Genomic DNA, 15,821 nt, shown 5'->3' on the forward strand with positions numbered 1-15,821 from the left:
GTTCCGAAATCGTGTCAGAGAACGAGCATCTCGGCACTGTCAGCGACATAGCGGGCGTGGCGGAAATCGCGGATGGCGGCAAGCCTGCCGTCCTGCCAGGCCAGCAGGATGAAATAGGCGGGTCGCGCCGTCGGGTCGTTGGGATTGCGGACGAGGATTGCCGGCCTGTCTTCAACGAAGCCAGGTACGAGATGCCAATCCTGCACCTTGGAATAGTTGCCGAAATAGGTGCCGACTTCCTTGCTGCCGTTGAGCCGTGCCCTGGCCACCAGTTCCAGCCGCACCTCTTCAGCCAGCATATCGCGCACCGCGTCGAAATCACGGGCATTGAAGCGATCGATATAGGCGTTGAGCAACTGACGTTCGGCAGCGCTCAGTCTCGGGAGAGGGCGGTCGTCGGGCTCGTGCGCAATCTGGCGCAGCCGGTCGCGGCCGCGATGCAGCGCGGCCTTGACCGCGGGGATGCTGGTATCGAGCGTGGCGCTGATCTCCTGCAGGGAGTAGCCCAGAACGTCCATCATGATGACGCTGCTTCGCTGCGTGACGGGAAGGCGCATGAAGGTATGCAGCCCCGCAGAAGCGGCCTGGCGATCGATGGTGGGATTCGCCGGGTCGACGATCATGTCCAAATCCTCGTCGGAATAGGCCTGTTCGCGGGTGCGGCGGCGCAGGAAATCGAGCGCCGTATTGTGGGCTATGCGAAACAGCCAGCCTTCCGGATTGGCGATCGGGCCGGCACCGGGCAAGGCCTCGATCGCCTTGGCCAGCGCCTCCTGCAACACATCCTCGCCATCGAAGACCGAGCCCGTCATGCGAGCACAGTAGCGGTGCAGCTTGGGGCGCAATTCCCCAAACAGGCGCTCGAAGAGCCCATGCTGCCCGCCGGGAATGGGAATGTTCATGAGCGTCCGTTCTGCGCCTCGTCTGCCTCGATCAGGCATCCAGCATCCGGTAGCTGCCTATCACGGCCATCTCGTCGCGTTGCGGAGATTCGCTGCAGCGATCCCCGAAGCCGCTTTGAAAAGCCTTGAATGTGGCCAGGCCGGTGATGCTATCAGAATGCGCATCGGTTTGCGTTTCGACCAGATGGATGAATGTCCCATCGGCGGCGCGCAACGTCAGGTAGCGGACGCCGTCCGGCGATTTGTCGCGCAATTCCCGGAAAACGGCCTGGATCAGCCGCTCGTTCTCATCGGCTCGTTCGGGCTTCATCTTGTAGCGTATCAGATGGCGTTTCATCGCTGGTCTTCCTCTCGATTGCCTTGCGCGCCCTTTGGGCCTCTCATCGCCTAGACGATGCCGGGAAGCCAAAAGATGCGGGCGCCCGAAAAATAAAAGCTGCCATTCAGCGCAGGATGCCGAAGCGTCACTCGCGGCCCTGATCGAGCAAGCGCCTCAGCATGGGCTCGATGCGCGAAAGCTCGTCGAGATGCGCCGCCGACAGTTCGGCCAGGCGATCGTCGGCGCGTTCGGTCAGCCGCAGCAGCACGCGGCGATGGTCGTCCTTGTCCTGATCGCGCACGACCATGCCGGCTTCACTCAGGCGGTTGACCAGCTCGACGGCGCTGTGATGTCGGATGCGCAGGCGCTCCGCCAGATCGCCGACCGTCATCGGTCCGCCGCCCGGATAACCCTTGATCGCCAGCAAGGCCTGATGCTGGCGCGGCGTCAGCCCGGCGTCTTCCGCCTGCAGCTGGCTGAATTCGAGGAAGCGGCGGATCAGATAGCGAAACTCCGACAGCCGCTGGTAGTCGGCCAGTTCGATGGTGGGGCGAGATTTCCTGGGCTGCGTCATTCCCGACATTTGTTCCATTCCGGCCAAAGGCTCAAACGGTTTTGATGGAGAACCAGCTTGAATTTATATCGTGTTACGATACATAGCGAGCCGACAGAACCGGACGGCGTCTTCGCCGTGCCGCGTATTCGAGATCCGGCCGTCGCCAGAAAGCCCGCCATGAAGCTCTCCGAAAACAACCATCTCAGGGATTTCACCACCGACGCGCGGGTGCTGACCATCGCGACCATCGCCGTGGTGGTCGCCACGGCTGGGCTGTTCGCCGGCATCGTGCTTTTGAAACTGATCCGGCTTGCCACCAACATTGCCCATTTTGGCCAGTTCACGTTCGCCGATCTGAAATTGCAGGATACGCCGCTTGGGCTTGCAGCGGTGGTGGTGCCGGTCATCGGCGCCCTGATCATCGGGCTGATGGCGCGCTACGGCAGCGAGAAGATCCGTGGCCATGGCATTCCCGAAGCAATCGAGGCGATCCTGCTCGGGCGCTCAAAACTCGATGCCAAGGTTGCGATCCTGAAGCCGCTGTCGTCGGCGATCTCGATCGGCTCAGGCGGGCCGTTCGGCGCCGAGGGCCCGATCATCATGACCGGCGGCGCGATCGGCTCGCTGATCGCGCAGATGCTGCCGGTCACCGACAATGAACGCAAGACGCTACTGGTGGCTGGCGCGGCAGCGGGCATGACCACCGTGTTCGGCACGCCGATCGCGGCCATCATGCTGGCGGTGGAACTGCTGCTGTTCGAATGGACGCCGCGCTCCTTCATTCCCGTGGCGGTTGCCGCGATCATTGCCGAGGTCGAGCGCACCGTGCTGCATTTGCCTGGGCCGATCTTTCCGTTTCAGGGCGGCATGGCGGTCTCGTTCACCGGGCTTGGCGGCTGGGTTCTGGTCGGCATCTGCGCCGGCCTGCTGTCAGGGCTGCTCACCCAGATGGTCTATGCCTGCGAGGACGCCTTCCAGAAACTGCCCATCCACTGGATGTGGTGGCCGATGATCGGCGGCCTGGTGGTCGGCATTGGCGGGCTGATCGAGCCGCGGGCGCTCGGCGTCGGCTACGACAACATCGCCGACATGCTGGATGGCCGCACGCTCGCGGCCGCCGCGCTGCTGCTGCTGGTGGTCAAGGCCATCATCTGGTCGGTGGCGCTCGGTTCGGGAACATCAGGGGGCGTGCTGGCGCCGCTGTTGATCATGGGTGGCGCAATGGGGGCGGTGCTCGCCGGCATCCTGCCCGCGGCGGATCCGGGCTTCTGGGCCCTGCTGGCGATGTCGGCGACCATGGGCGGCACGATGCGGGCGCCGCTGACGGCGACGTTCTTTGCCGTGGAACTGACTGGCAACACGCATGTGCTGGTGCCGCTGATCGCGGCTTGTGCCGCGGCGCACGCCGTCACCGTGCTCCTGATGAAACGGTCGATCCTGACCGAGAAGATCGCCAGGCGCGGGCACCACCTCGTGCGCGAATACCGCGTCGACCCGTTCGCGCTGACCAGGGTGCGCGAGGTGATGACGGCGCAGGTCGAGAGCGTGCCGGCGACGATGACGCTGCATGGCGCGGCGGCGTTCCTGACCGCGCCGGAAACCCGGCATCCGAGCTTCCCGGTCATCGACGAGAACAGGCGGGTGCTCGGCCTCATCGATCCGCCGGCGATCCTGCGCTGGCGCCGTGCCGGCAAGCACAGGACGACGACGCTCGGCGACCTGCTTGCTGGAAGCAAGGTGACGCTTGCCTATCCCGACGAGTATCTCGAAGGCCTCTCCGACAAGCTGTTGATGGCCAATGTCTCGCATCTGCCGGTCGTGACCCGCGAAAGCCTGCAACTGATCGGCTATGTCGGCTGGAAGGACCTGATGCGCGTGCGGTCGAGGAAACAGGCCGAGGAACGCGACCGTTCGACCTTGCTTGGCTTCGGCACCAGGCGCGGGAGAAAGGCGGACGCGGTCGAAGGCGTCTAGCCCAAGCCAGTTCCGCGCTTCGCCCATTCCAGGACATGAAGCCGCAGCGCCGAGGACAGGTTGGTGTCGCGGGGCCGCGTCTCATCGACTTCGGCGACGAGTGCGGCCAGCGTCAGCTTTCTCGCCGCCGCGATGGCGACGAGGTCGTCATAGAAGGGCTTTTCGAGGGAATAGCTGGTGCGATGGCCGCGAATGGTCACCGAACGCTTTTCGACGACGCTCACGGCCGGAGACTCACTGCCGGAGACTCACTGCTTGTCCTTGCCGGACGGGTCGAGGCGATGGCCGGCGACAAATTTTTCGGCCTTGTCGGCATTCAGCCGGTCGCGTTGCTTGTCCGCCTTGGAACGGCCATGCAGGGCCCGGTTCTGTTCGGCGACGCGCGCTTTCTCGTCCCGCGCCTTCTGCTTGCGAGCCTGGCGGAGATTGACGATGTCGGCCATGGCGCGGACCGCGAAGCTATTTCTTGCGGAAGGCGTCGAGCGAAACCACTTCGGCGCCCTTGGCGCCGGCCTCGGTTGCGGCGGGCTTCTTCTCCGGCTCGGCTGCAGCCTTCTTCTCGGCCTTCGGCTTCTTCTCGGAAACGATGGTCAGCGGCTCGGACGCCGGCTGGGCCGGTTCCTCTTCAGGCTGCGCATCGGTCTTGACGTCGAACTCGAGCTCGAAATTCACCGAGGGATCATAGAAGCCACGCACGGCCGAGAACGGGATTTCAAGTTTCTCCGGCACGTCGGAGAAGGACAGGCCAACCTCGAAGCCGGTGTCGGTCACCTTGAGGTCCCAGTACTGGAACTGGATGACGATGGTCATCTGCTCGGGATAGCGCTCGCGCAGGCGCGACGACACGCGCACGCCGGGCGCGCCGGTCAGGAAGGTGATGAAGAAATGATGGTTGCCGGGGAGGCCGGTGCGTGCGACCTCGGCCAGGACCTTGCGCATGACGCCGCGCAACGCCTCCTGGGCCAGAATGTCGTAGCGGATGTGGTCGTCGGCCATGTGGTGGTCGGGTTCCGTTGAATCGTCCGCATAGCTGTAATCAAGCTTGAGCGCGGCGTAAACCTGATATAGCCCACCGTCACGTCGAAGCGAGGACTATTGCCAACGATTTGATCGGCAAGGCGGCTTTGCGGCAACCGCAAATGTTATGCGTTGGCCAGCGCAGTGTGCTTTTTGACGTTGCCCGGGGAAGGGCGCCTGCCAAAAGCGCGCAGGAAGGTGCGCACGCCATTCGTCGCCGATTGCACCACTTCGTCCTCACGCGGCGTGCCGCCGAGCATGAAGGTGGTCTGCAGTTCGGCATTGACCAGGCCGAAGAACTGGCGCGCCGCGACGTCGGGGTCATCGATGGTGAGGTAACCGCCATAGGCGAGGCGGGCGAAGCGGGCGGCGATTGCCGGCCACGTCGTGCCCGGACCCTGTTCGCGCCATTCGGCAAACAGTTGGGGGTAGCGTTCGCCTTCGGTCTGGATCAGCTTGCGCAGGAATTTTCCGTCGCGGTTGCAGATGCAGTTCTGATTCAGGCGCACGGCAAAGCCGATCAAATCCGCTTCGAGATCGCCGGGCTGGTCAGGGAAGGTGGCAATGGTGGCGAAGATGCCGACATTGCAGCGATCCGTGAGGTCGCGCACCACGGCCATGAAGAGCTTTTCCTTGTCGCCATGGTGGTTGTAGACGGTCTGGCGCGAGACGCCGGCCTCCGCGGCGATCAGATCGATATTGGCGCCGGCAAAGCCTTCGCGGCAGAACACGCCGGCGGCGGCGTCGACGATCGACAGGCGCTTGGCCTCATGGCCGCGTGGCGGGGAAGTGTCAGGAGAAACGCTGGCTCTCATCAAAATCTATATAGAGGTGATTGACGATTTAGACAAGACTGTCTAAATTTATGGACATGCGATTAAGAGATTTCGCGCCGGGAGACGACAAGATTCGCTGCTGGAGTGTCGGAAGCTCACGGGATGGAACGTCCTAGGTCAGACGTCGCCTGGCGGCGGCAACCAGATTTCGAAAGAAGCCAATATCATGAGTGCCAAATTCCTCCGCATCGCGGTCGTGCTCGGTCTGTTGTCCGCCATCGGCCCGTTCGCGATCGACATGTATCTTCCCGCTTTGCCGTCGATCGGCGCGGATCTGCACGCCGGCACCGCCGCCGTGCAGATGAGCCTGCTGATCTTCTTCCTGTCGATGGGCTTCGGCCAGATCGTCGTCGGGCCGATCTCCGACATGGTCGGCCGAAAGCTGCCGCTCTATGGCGGTCTTGCGCTGTTCATGGTCGGCGGCATCGGTTCGGCAATGGCGCCGACCATCGAGTGGCTGATCGCCTTCCGCTTCCTGCAGGGCCTTGGCGCCAGCGCCGGCATGGCCGTGCCGCGTGCCATCGTGCGCGACTTGCACACCGGCAATGAGGCGGCCAAGCTGATGTCGTTGCTGATGCTGGTGTTTTCGGTGTCGCCGATCCTGGCGCCGCTGACCGGCAGCCAGATCATCGAGAATTTCGGCTGGCGCGCCGTGTTCTGGACGGTGACCGCTGCGGCAGCCCTTGCCACCATCCTGCTCGCGACCTCCCTCAAGGAAACGCGGCCGGCGGCGGAGCGCGTCGGTTCTTCCTTCGGCACCGCGCTTGCCGGCTATCGCTTCCTGATGGGCGACCGCAACTTCCTCGGCCTGGTGGCGATCGCCGGCTTCGGCATTGCGAGCTTCTTCGTCTACCTGTCGAGCTCGTCCTTCATCCTGATCGACCATTACGGGCTGTCGCCTTCGGTCTACAGCGTGTTCTTCTCGATCAACGCGGTGGCCTTCATCGGCATGTCGCAGCTGACGGGCCTGCTGGCCGAGCGTTTCGGGCTGCGGCGCGTGGTGCGCGTCGCGGTCACCGGCTACGCCTCGACGATGGTGGTGCTGCTGGCGATCATGGCGACGGGCGTCGACCGGCTCGACGTGATGGCGGCCCTGCTGTTCGTCGGCTACGGCTTCCTCGGCCTGGTCATCCCGACCACCTCGGTGCTGGCTATGGAAGAACATGGCGAGATCGCCGGCACGGCCTCGGCGCTGATGGGCACGCTGCACTTCGCCATCGGCGCGCTCGCAATGGGCGTCGCCGGCGTGTTCTTCGACGGCACGCCGCTGCCGATGGTCGCCGGCATCACGCTCTGCGCGGTGATTTCCTTCACGCTGGCCAAGGTCACGCTTGGCCGTTCGCGCGAGGCGGTCGAAGCGCCGGCGGAATAGGCATTGCTCGCAAGCGCATGAAAAGGCCGGGTTTCCCTGGCCTTTTCATTTCAGCCCTGCCTCGGCCAATACGAAACGCAATCGTGTCTCGACCGGCGCCAGGGGCAGCGGAACCAGCTCGTAACCCAGCTCCACATAGACGCCGGCCAGCGCATGGTAAGTGCGCTCGGCCTCGTCTGATGTCTGCTTGCGCTCTTGATCCTGCGTGAAAATGCCAGGCCAGGGCGGGGCGATGAACACGCGCCGATTGTAGCGGAAGCGCTTGGCGGCGGTGCTGATGTGTTCTGCCACCGGCAGGCCGCTCAGCCTGAGATAGCCGAGCGTGTCCGGCACGCCGCGATCGAAGAAGACCGGTCCCTTCTGTTCGACCTCGTTCCGATATGAGCGCATTTCCCACGACAGCATGAGTTCGGCGAACATCGCGCGGTCGCTCCAGGGCAGGGCGGTTCCGCCTATCGAGGACTGGTCGCGGATGATGCCGCGCCCGGCTTCGACTGAAGTCGCAAAGCCCACCCGGTGCAGGGCTTCGATCAAAGTGGTCTTGCCGGAGCCCGGGCCACCGGTCAGCACGAAGAATCGATCGGAATCGTTTTGCATTCCTGTCCATGGAGAAAGAGGCACGCGATGCGGCTTCGCGGCAAATGGGCCGTACGAAGTCCGGACGGCAAAAGGCGGCCGTTGCGCGTGACGTGGATTGAGGCAGGGGGAGAAGTGGAGGTTTCTGTTGCCAGGTACCTCCGAACCCCGCCTAGAAGTGCGAACCCCTAGGGCTTGATTTGAAGCTATCGCACTGCATTAAGCAGCGAGACGTGCTTCCGCATAGTTGTCGTTGGCAACTATAAGTTTAGCCCGATGACGGTGGTACAATGCCGGGCAAAAGTACGATCTTTACACCTTCGTCGATCCTATTTCGCCCCCAGCAAAAACCGCTCTGTCGTCAACAGCGGCTTTTGGTGGAGGCGCCGGGTACCGCCCCCGGGTCCGAACGGCTTATTTCATCGCCCATTTATCGCCATAGTCGGTCAAGCCGACAAATCGAATATAGGGGGCGTTCGCCGGAAATGAAAGGCCGGAGTGAGGCTTTGCCCCTGTGTCAAATCGCGACGGCAAGGGTTGACTTGGGCGCGGTCTCAACGGAAGCTTTGCGAGCGGTGAGGAGTTACCGACCTAGCGCACAAGTTGCGAAGCGCGCCACAGCCCTCATCGATCGGATCCGTGGCGCCGACGAGGGGAATTTTTGATGGCCGACTATCTTGCGGATGTGAAGAAATACGACGCGGGCGCCAGCTCCGACGCGGTCGAAAAGATCGTCAAGCATCTGGGCATTGCGCTGAGGAACCGCGATTCCTCGCTGGTATCCTGCACCGACCCGAAGGAGCTCGAGCGCGTCAAGGAGAGCTGGGTGGCCAAAAAGCTCGGCGTCAGCGACGGGGCGAAGGCCGACGCCTCGATCGAGAAGACCTGCAAGGCGATGCACGCCGACAACACCAAGAGCCGCGTGACCTTTTACTACCTGGTGGCCAAGGATCTGGGCAAACTCGGCGCGCTCTGACGATCGCGCGTCAATTTGCGAAGGCCGGCGCCGGCGTTGCGGCCAGCCACTTTCTCCCCGCTCACGCAATGCGCAGGTCCGATTAGCGCCGTTTTGCTGTGTTCGACCGCCGGACTGGTCGCTATAATATGCGCACACTCGAATCGAGCTGGAACCGATGCGCCAATATCTCGACCTCTTGCAGCACGTGCTGGACAATGGCGCCGATCGCGCCGACCGCACCGGCACCGGCACGCGCTCCGTCTTCGGCTACCAGATGCGTTTCGACCTGGCGCGCGGCTTTCCGGTCACCACGACCAAGAAGTTGCACCTGAAGTCGATCATCCATGAGCTCCTGTGGTTCCTGGCCGGCGACACCAACATCAAATACCTGACCGACCACGGCGTCACCATCTGGGACGAATGGGCCGACGAGAATGGCGACCTTGGCCCCGTTTACGGCAAGCAGTGGCGTTCCTGGCCGGACGGCCATGGCGGGTCGATCGACCAGATCGCGGGCCTTCTCAAGGAGATACGCCGCAATCCTCAATCGCGCCGGCTGATCGTTTCGGCGTGGAATCCGGCCGAAGTGGAGGCGATGGCGCTGCCGCCCTGCCACTGCCTGTTCCAGTTCTACGTGTCCGAGGGCCGGCTGTCCTGCCAGCTCTACCAGCGTTCGGCCGACATCTTCCTCGGCGTGCCGTTCAACATCGCGTCCTACGCGCTGCTGACGCTGATGGTGGCGCAAGTGACCGGGCTGAAGCCAGGCGATTTCGTCCACACACTGGGCGACGCGCATCTCTATTCGAACCATTTCGAACAGGCGCGCGAGCAATTGCGGCGCACGCCGAGGGCGCTGCCGACAATGTGGATCAATCCGGAGGTGAAGGACCTGTTCGCCTTTCGCTTCGAGGATTTCCGCCTGGAAAACTACGTGGCCGATGCCTCGATCAAGGCGCCGATCGCCGTCTGAGGGATCTCGATATTCAGGTGATGCCGACCTCATCTGGAGCTCAACATGCCTTGAGCTCGACCCCCGTCAGTCGATGCCGACCATCACGTCCGAGGCCTTGACCACGGCATAGGCCGGCTTGCCCTTTTCGAGCTTGAGATCGGCGACCGCCTCGTTGGTGATCGAGGCGGTGACGACGGCGCCGCCGCCAATGTCGATCCTGACATGCGAAGTGGTGGCCCCCTTGACGATTTCGGTGATCGTCCCCTTGAGCACATTGCGGGCGCTGACCTTCATCGGGCTCTCCATTGCTTTTATGCATGCCGTTCTCGCAAAACCGAGGTCGCTTTTGGGCAACATGCATCAGGGTTTGCCGCTCGTCTTACCAGAACAATCGACGGGGCATGGCGTTTTCGCAAGCCGTCGGGCCTTCCCTTGTTATATTCATGCGGATATATCGATCGACAGGCCTCGCGCCGCACGGATTTCAAACCAGGGAGAGTTTTCGATGACGCGCAAAGGTTTCGGGTTGAGGGCGATCGCCATCGGCGGTCTTGCGGCGACGTTGATGGCTGCGGTGCCGGCAGCACATGCGCAAGACAAGGTCGTGGTGTTTGCCGCAGCCAGCCTCAAGGACGCGCTCGATGCGGTGAACAAGGCCTGCGAGGCCGATGTCGGTGAGGCCGCGACTGTCTCCTATGCGGCAAGCTCGGCACTGGCCAAGCAGATCGAGGGCGGGGCGCCGGCCGACGTCTTCATCTCGGCCGATCTCGACTGGATGAAATATCTTTCCGACAAGAAGCTGACCAAGCCAGACACCGAGGTGAAGCTGCTCGGCAACGAGATCGTGCTGGTGGCGCCGAAGGATTCGAAGGTCGAGGCCAAGATCGAGAAGGGTTTCGACCTCGCTAAGCTGGTCGGCGACGGCAGGCTCGCCATGGGCGACATCAAGGCGGTGCCGGCCGGCAAGTACGGCAAGGCGGCACTGGAATCGCTCGGCGTCTGGTCCTCGGTCGAGGGCAAGGTGGCGCAGGCCGAGAACGTGCGCGCCGCGCTCAAGCTGGTTTCGACAGGCGAGGCCGCTCTCGGCATCGTCTATGCCACCGACGCGCATGCCGAAAAGGGCGTCAAGGTGATCGGCACCTTCCCGGAGGATTCGCATCCGCCGATCATCTACCCGGTTGCCCAGACCGCCGATTCGAAGGACAAGGATACGACGGCTTTCCTGAAATGCCTGAAATCCGCCAAGGCCGGCGCGCTCTTCAAGGAACAAGGTTTTACCGTGCTCACGCCGAGCAACTGAACAGGGCCTGATAGCGCAATATGAACTGGCTGCTGGACCTCACTCCCGACGAATGGAATGCGGTCCGGCTGTCCATCAAGGTGGCGACCGTGGCGATGCTCGCCAGCCTGCCGCCGGGCATAGCCATCGCGCTGCTGCTTGCCCGCGGACAATTCTGGGGCAAGACTCTGCTCAACGGCGTGGTTCATCTGCCGCTGATCCTGCCGCCTGTCGTGACCGGCTATCTCCTGCTTTTGACGTTTGGCAAGCGCGGCCCGGTCGGCGCCTTCCTGGCCGAGCATTTCGGCATCGTCTTCTCGTTTCGCTGGACGGGTGCGGCGCTGGCCTGCGGTGTCATGGGCTTTCCGCTGATGGTGCGGGCAATCCGGCTGTCGATCGAAGCGGTGGACCGCAAGATGGAGGCGGCCGCGGGAACGCTTGGCGCCAATCCTTTGTGGGTGTTCGCCACCATCACGCTGCCGCTGATCCTGCCCGGGCTGATCGCGGGCGCCATCCTGGCCTTCGCCAAGGCGATGGGCGAGTTCGGCGCGACCATCACCTTCGTCTCCAACATCCCCAACGAAACGCAGACGCTGCCCTCGGCGATCTACACTTTCACGCAGGTGCCGGGCGGCGATGAGGGGGCATTGCGGCTGACATTGATCTCGGTCGTCATCTCGATGGCGGCTTTGGTCGCCTCGGAAGTGCTGGCGCTGCGGGTCGGGCGGCAAATGGACATCGAATGAGCGTCCGCGTCGACATCGGCCACCGGCTCGGCGATTTCGCCATCGAGGCACGCTTCGAGAGCGCCGGGCGGCTCACCGCGCTGTTCGGGCCGTCAGGCTCCGGCAAGACCACGCTCATCAACATGATCGCCGGGCTGATCCGGCCCGACAAGGGCCGCATCGAGGTGGAGGGTCGTGCACTGGTCGACACCGATGCCGGCATTTTCGTGCCGAAGCACAGGCGCCGTATCGGCATGGTGTTCCAGGACGCGCGCCTGTTTCCACATATGAGCGTGGCCGGCAATCTGCGTTACGGCCGCTGGTTCACGCCGGCCAAGGAGCGCTACGCCGACATGGATGCCGTCGTCGACCTGCTCGGCATCGGCCCGCTGCTCAACAGGCGCCCGGTGAAGCTCTCGGGCGGCGAGAAGCAGCGCGTGGCGATCGGCCGGGCGCTGCTCGCCAGCCCCAGGCTGTTGCTCATGGACGAGCCGCTGGCCTCGCTCGACGAGGCGCGCAAGGCCGAGATCCTGCCCTATATCGAACGGCTGCGCGATGAGACGAAGATCCCGATCGTCTATGTCAGCCATTCGGTCGCCGAGGTGGCGCGGCTGGCCAGCGACGTGGTGATGCTGGCGCAAGGCAAGGTTGTTGCCAGCGGTCCGACCGATGCGGTGATGCAAAGGCTCGACCTGCTGCCGGCGGAAGAGCGCGGCGAGGGCGGTGCGGTGCTGGACACCAAGGTGCTGCGCCACGACGAGATTTTCGGCATGACCGTGCTCGTCTCGGCCGCCGGAGAGATCCGCGTGCCGCGTCTGGCGATGAAAGCCGGGGCTCCCGTGCGTGTCCGCATCCGGGCCCGTGATGTTATGATCGCCGCGGAGAAGCCGACAGGCCTCAGTGCGCTCAACATCCTGCCCGGCACGATCGTTGCGATCCGCCCGGGCGAAGGGCCGGCGGTCGAGGTCGACATCGATTGCAATGGCGCAACGGTGCTCGCCCGCATCACCGAACAGTCGCGGCAGGCGCTGGAATTGCGGCTCGGCGGCAAGGTTTTCGCCGTGGTCAAGACAGTGAGTTTCGACCGGGCCAACACCGGCGCCGGCCTGCCGCTCGAGGTCGATGGCTGACAGAAGCGGCGTTCGCCGCTATATTGTTTTGGAATAACGGTATCGCTGAAGTGGCTTCGGCAGGAGTCCTGGCGACCGCGGAGGAGCAAAGATGCCATCGCTGAGCTTGCGGATAAATCTCGATCCCGACGGGCGGATCGGTCCGGGCAAGATCGAGCTTCTGGAGCAGATCGCCACCTTCGGCTCGATCTCGGCCGCCGCGCGCGGCATGGAGATGTCCTACAAGCACGCCTGGGATCTGGTGGAGGACATGAACCGGGTGTTCGGCAAGCCGCTGGTCGCCGCGCAGACCGGAGGCCGCAAGGGCGGCGGCGCGCAGCTGACGGCCATTGGCCTGGCGGTGGTCAGCCGTTTCCGCGCCATCGAACGTGCGGCCACTGCGGCAGCGAGGACGCATATGGATGCGCTGCAGGCGGAGATCGATGCGGGCTGAGAGGCGGGGGCGGTAGGGCAGTAGGGCAGTAGGGCAGTAGGGATTGCGGCCCAACTCTTCGCCGTCGGAGATTTTCGTTTCCAAATCTGCCTTAACGCGCGTCTAAGTTAGAATTTCACTGCCTACTGCCTATTCTTCCGGCTTGCGCAGCAGATAGGTGTCCATGATCCAGCCCTTTTGCCGGCGGGCTTGCTCGCGGACCTTTTCGATCTCGGCGCCGACATCGCCGAGGCGACCGGAGACGATGATCTCGTCCGGCGTGCCGAGATAGGCGCCCCAATGGATGATGACATCCGGGTCGGCGACTGTGTTGAAGGCGCATTTGCCGTCCAGCATGACGACTGTGCTGCCGGCATTGCTGGCCAGACCTTCTTCGGTCAGCCTGCGGCCGGTGGTGACCAGGAACGAATCGCCGATGCGGTTCAGTGCCATTTTGTGGCTGGCGGCAAGCGCCTGGATGGCGGTGATGCCGGGGATGACCTCCAGTTCGAAGGCGACATTGTTCCTGAGGCGCACGCGTTCGAGGATGCGCAACGCGCTGTCGTAAAGCGAGGGATCGCCCCAGATCAGGAAGGCGCCGCAGCCATCCTTGGCGATCTCGTCGCGGATCAGGGCTTCGTAGATGGCAGCGATGGCTTCGTGCCAGTCGTCGACGGTCGAGCGGTAGGAAGACGTCGGTTCGGCGCGGACCGGCACGCCGAATTCGACGCGGCGCGATTTCGGGTTGCTGACGAAGCGGTCGCAGATCTCGCGCCGCAATTCGGCAAGGTCGTTCTTCTTGGCGCCCTTGTCGGGGATGAACAGCACATCGGCACGGTTCAAGCCCGATATGGCCTGAACCGTCATGTGGTCGGGGTTGCCGGCGCCGATGCCGATGACGAGAAGCTTGCGCATGGGCCGAACTCCTGCCCGATCGGAAGCTGTTAGTCCAGACCGCTGGCATGTCCAGGCCGGTGTGGCGTAGTCACGCAAGTGGAAGGGCTTTGAAACGCCGCATTGAAACGGCTAGGGTCGTCGGGGCATTCTTGCCGAGGGGGCTTCGATGTTGCGATATGTTCTGACTGCGGCGCTGGCGCTTTCGGCGGCACCCGCATTGGCCAACGATTCGGTTGCCGAGCTTGGCACAGGCGGCTTGATCCTGTCGCGCAGCGATGCGGTCGCGATGCAAAGCGAGGATCTCTTCATCTCGCCCGACAAGGTCACGGTCGACTACGTCTTTCACAACAACACCGACAAGGATGTCGACGCGATCGTCGCCTTCCCGATGCCCGATATTTCGGGTGACCCCGAAGAAATGCCGGCCATCCCCGAAAACCAAAGCGACAATTTCCTCGGCTTCGAGGTGACGATTGATGGTGTCGCGGCAAAGCCTCAACTCGAGCAGAAGGTGTTCGCGCTCGGCATCGACATCGGTGCCGATCTCAAGGCGCAGAATGTGCCGTTCAACCCGTTCGGCGATGCGGCCAAGGCGGCATTGGCGAAGCTGCCGCAAGCGGTGGCCGAGAACTGGGTCAACCGCGGCATCATCATCGAGGACACCGCCGATGACGGCAGCGGCATGAAATCCTCCTATGCGCCGTTCTGGCAATTGCGCTCGACCTACTGGTGGCGCTCGACCTTCCCGGCCAACAAGGACGTTCACGTTTCCCATCGCTACAAGCCGAGCGTCGGCGGCACGTCGTCGGTCAGCTTCTTCTATGACGGCCAGTTCCAGGGGCAATATGCGACATACAAGACCCGCTACTGCATGGACGACACGTTCGAGAACGCGGTGCGCAAGGCGGCGAAGGACAATCCGGAAGGCTATCCCAAATATTATGAAAGCCGCATCGCCTATATACTGACCACCGGCGGCAACTGGGCGGCGGGCACCATCGGTAAGTTCAAGCTGACCGTCGACAAGGGCAATCCGAAAGACTTGGTCTCGTTCTGCGGCGACAATGTCAAAAAGGTCGGGCCGACGAGTTTCGAGATGACCGCGAACGATTTTTACCCAGAGCACGACATCGATATCCTGCTGCTCGAACCGTCGGACAGCAATGGCGGGGACGCGAACTGATGCATGTGGCAATCTACGTCGCCATTGCCGAGAACGGCGTGATCGGGCGGGATGGCGGACTGCCATGGCGGCTCTCCACCGATCTCAAGCGCTTCAAGGCCGACACGATGGGCAAGCCCATCATCATGGGCCGCAAAACCTATGAAGGCATAGGCCGTCCGCTGCCGGGCCGGCTCAACATCGTCGTCACCCGTGACAAGAGCTGGCGCGCCGAGGGCGTCGAGGTGGCGCATACGCTGGAGGCCGCGATTCAGCTGGCAACGGTGCGCGCGCGCTGCATGGCCGGCATCGACGAGGCCTGCGTGATCGGCGGCGGTCAGATCTATGCCCAGGCGCTGCCGCTGGCCGACAGGCTGCACGTCACCCATGTGCTGGCCGCCGTCGACGGCGACGCGCATTTCCCGCCGATCGACGCCGAGACATGGCGCGTGGTCAGTTCGCAAGGGGTTCCGGCCGGGGAAAAGGACAGCCACGCAACACGCTATTCGGTTTATGAGCGCCGCCGCCCGATACTTTGATAGATAAAAAAAGTGCATTGAAGGACGACAAAGGGTCGCTACCGGCCCAAAACGGATGATGTCGGCGGCGCATCGCGTTGAAAGCGTGCTGTGGCGTCCCTATAGAAGAACAACACTGGATTTGCGCCGTAACTCCGGCGCTTGAGGGAATTCCAAGCGAAAGGACGTTCATGCCCTGGAACGACAAGAGTGGCGGAGGCGGCGGCCCGTGGGGC

Annotated in this window: 20 protein-coding genes and 1 other RNA gene; 10 read left to right on the forward strand and 11 right to left on the reverse strand. The window is 63.3% G+C overall.

Going from position 1 to position 15,821, the window contains the following annotated elements:
* Window positions 1-14: 14 nt before the first annotated feature.
* The 3 genes from CK227_RS19040 to CK227_RS19050 form a co-directional block, all read right to left on the reverse strand.
* Complete coding sequence (locus CK227_RS19040) at window positions 15-902, reverse strand: RNA polymerase sigma factor (RefSeq protein ID WP_095773989.1); 888 nt, start codon at window positions 900-902, stop codon at window positions 15-17.
* Window positions 903-933: 31 nt separating this feature from the next.
* Entirely contained in the window at window positions 934-1,239 is a 306-nt protein-coding gene (locus tag CK227_RS19045; protein WP_095773990.1) for a hypothetical protein, read from the reverse strand.
* A 127-nt stretch (window positions 1,240-1,366) separates the two neighbouring features.
* Window positions 1,367-1,804 carry a helix-turn-helix domain-containing protein gene (locus CK227_RS19050; RefSeq protein ID WP_095774041.1) on the reverse strand — a complete coding sequence of 146 codons (438 nt, stop codon included), beginning with the start codon at window positions 1,802-1,804 and terminating at the stop codon, window positions 1,367-1,369.
* A gap of 150 nt (window positions 1,805-1,954) precedes the next feature.
* Between CK227_RS19050 and CK227_RS19055 the strand changes: the two genes are divergently transcribed.
* Window positions 1,955-3,751 carry a chloride channel protein gene (locus CK227_RS19055; RefSeq protein WP_095773991.1) on the forward strand — a complete coding sequence of 599 codons (1,797 nt, stop codon included), beginning with the start codon at window positions 1,955-1,957 and terminating at the stop codon, window positions 3,749-3,751.
* Here the strand turns inward: CK227_RS19055 and CK227_RS19060 are convergent.
* From CK227_RS19060 to CK227_RS19075, 4 genes are all read right to left on the reverse strand, one after another.
* The gene (locus CK227_RS19060) at window positions 3,748-3,975 is read right to left on the reverse strand and encodes a ribbon-helix-helix domain-containing protein (protein WP_095773992.1); all 228 of its coding nucleotides are present in this window, start codon (window positions 3,973-3,975) and stop codon (window positions 3,748-3,750) included. The genes CK227_RS19055 and CK227_RS19060 overlap by 4 nt on opposite strands.
* Before the next feature lie 24 nt (window positions 3,976-3,999).
* Window positions 4,000-4,194: a DUF4169 family protein gene (locus CK227_RS19065; protein WP_095773993.1), complete on the reverse strand. Its 195-nt coding sequence runs from the start codon at window positions 4,192-4,194 to the stop codon at window positions 4,000-4,002.
* A gap of 16 nt (window positions 4,195-4,210) precedes the next feature.
* On the reverse strand, window positions 4,211-4,747 hold the full coding sequence (locus CK227_RS19070; protein ID WP_010910193.1) for an SspB family protein: 537 nt from the start codon (window positions 4,745-4,747) through the stop codon (window positions 4,211-4,213).
* 146 nt (window positions 4,748-4,893) lie between these two features.
* A complete protein-coding gene (locus CK227_RS19075; RefSeq protein ID WP_095773994.1) occupies window positions 4,894-5,583 on the reverse strand; it encodes a TetR/AcrR family transcriptional regulator in 690 nt (229 codons plus the stop codon).
* A gap of 187 nt (window positions 5,584-5,770) precedes the next feature.
* On the opposite strand from CK227_RS19075, the gene CK227_RS19080 reads away from it, so the two are divergent.
* Entirely contained in the window at window positions 5,771-6,976 is a 1,206-nt protein-coding gene (locus CK227_RS19080) for a multidrug effflux MFS transporter (RefSeq protein WP_095773995.1), read from the forward strand.
* A gap of 45 nt (window positions 6,977-7,021) precedes the next feature.
* Here the strand turns inward: CK227_RS19080 and CK227_RS19085 are convergent, their stop codons facing one another.
* Window positions 7,022-7,573 carry an AAA family ATPase gene (locus tag CK227_RS19085; RefSeq protein ID WP_095773996.1) on the reverse strand — a complete coding sequence of 184 codons (552 nt, stop codon included), beginning with the start codon at window positions 7,571-7,573 and terminating at the stop codon, window positions 7,022-7,024.
* 113 nt (window positions 7,574-7,686) lie between these two features.
* Window positions 7,687-8,047, reverse strand: a transfer-messenger RNA (tmRNA) gene (gene ssrA, locus CK227_RS19090).
* 169 nt (window positions 8,048-8,216) lie between these two features.
* Here ssrA and CK227_RS19095 point away from each other — a divergent pair.
* Together CK227_RS19095 and CK227_RS19100 are read left to right on the forward strand one after the other, a co-directional pair.
* On the forward strand, window positions 8,217-8,528 hold the full coding sequence (locus tag CK227_RS19095) for a DUF2853 family protein (protein ID WP_095773997.1): 312 nt from the start codon (window positions 8,217-8,219) through the stop codon (window positions 8,526-8,528).
* 157 nt (window positions 8,529-8,685) lie between these two features.
* Window positions 8,686-9,480 carry a thymidylate synthase gene (locus tag CK227_RS19100; protein ID WP_095773998.1) on the forward strand — a complete coding sequence of 265 codons (795 nt, stop codon included), beginning with the start codon at window positions 8,686-8,688 and terminating at the stop codon, window positions 9,478-9,480.
* A 66-nt stretch (window positions 9,481-9,546) separates the two neighbouring features.
* Here CK227_RS19100 and CK227_RS19105 read toward each other — a convergent pair whose 3' ends face one another.
* Window positions 9,547-9,756: a molybdopterin-binding protein gene (locus CK227_RS19105; RefSeq protein ID WP_095774042.1), complete on the reverse strand. Its 210-nt coding sequence runs from the start codon at window positions 9,754-9,756 to the stop codon at window positions 9,547-9,549.
* A 211-nt stretch (window positions 9,757-9,967) separates the two neighbouring features.
* Here CK227_RS19105 and modA point away from each other — a divergent pair, with 211 nt between their 5' ends.
* The 4 genes from modA to CK227_RS19125 all read left to right on the forward strand — a co-directional run bounded on the left by modA (window position 9,968) and on the right by CK227_RS19125 (window position 13,029).
* Window positions 9,968-10,762 carry a molybdate ABC transporter substrate-binding protein gene (gene modA, locus CK227_RS19110; RefSeq protein WP_095773999.1) on the forward strand — a complete coding sequence of 265 codons (795 nt, stop codon included), beginning with the start codon at window positions 9,968-9,970 and terminating at the stop codon, window positions 10,760-10,762.
* Between the two features lie 20 nt (window positions 10,763-10,782).
* Window positions 10,783-11,487, forward strand: a complete 705-nt coding sequence (gene modB / locus CK227_RS19115) for a molybdate ABC transporter permease subunit (RefSeq protein WP_095774000.1) — start codon at window positions 10,783-10,785, stop codon at window positions 11,485-11,487.
* The gene (modC, locus tag CK227_RS19120; RefSeq protein WP_095774001.1) at window positions 11,484-12,596 is read left to right on the forward strand and encodes a molybdenum ABC transporter ATP-binding protein; all 1,113 of its coding nucleotides are present in this window, start codon (window positions 11,484-11,486) and stop codon (window positions 12,594-12,596) included. Before modB ends, modC begins: the two co-directional genes overlap by 4 nt.
* Before the next feature lie 91 nt (window positions 12,597-12,687).
* Window positions 12,688-13,029: a winged helix-turn-helix domain-containing protein gene (locus CK227_RS19125; protein WP_095774002.1), complete on the forward strand. Its 342-nt coding sequence runs from the start codon at window positions 12,688-12,690 to the stop codon at window positions 13,027-13,029.
* Window positions 13,030-13,158: 129 nt separating this feature from the next.
* Here the strand turns inward: CK227_RS19125 and cobF are convergent, their stop codons facing one another.
* The gene (cobF, locus tag CK227_RS19130; RefSeq protein ID WP_095774003.1) at window positions 13,159-13,923 is read right to left on the reverse strand and encodes a precorrin-6A synthase (deacetylating); all 765 of its coding nucleotides are present in this window, start codon (window positions 13,921-13,923) and stop codon (window positions 13,159-13,161) included.
* 148 nt (window positions 13,924-14,071) lie between these two features.
* Between cobF and CK227_RS19135 the strand changes: the two genes are divergently transcribed.
* Window positions 14,072-15,088, forward strand: coding sequence for a DUF4424 domain-containing protein (locus CK227_RS19135; RefSeq protein WP_095774004.1), 1,017 nt, complete (start codon window positions 14,072-14,074; stop codon window positions 15,086-15,088).
* Window positions 15,088-15,606, forward strand: a complete 519-nt coding sequence (locus tag CK227_RS19140; protein WP_095774005.1) for a dihydrofolate reductase — start codon at window positions 15,088-15,090, stop codon at window positions 15,604-15,606. Before CK227_RS19135 ends, CK227_RS19140 begins: the two co-directional genes overlap by 1 nt.
* Window positions 15,607-15,821: the final 215 nt, after the last annotated feature.

Origin of the sequence: Mesorhizobium sp. WSM4308, from assembly GCF_002294905.1 — a bacterium.
Classification (GTDB): Bacteria; Pseudomonadota; Alphaproteobacteria; order Rhizobiales; family Rhizobiaceae; genus Mesorhizobium.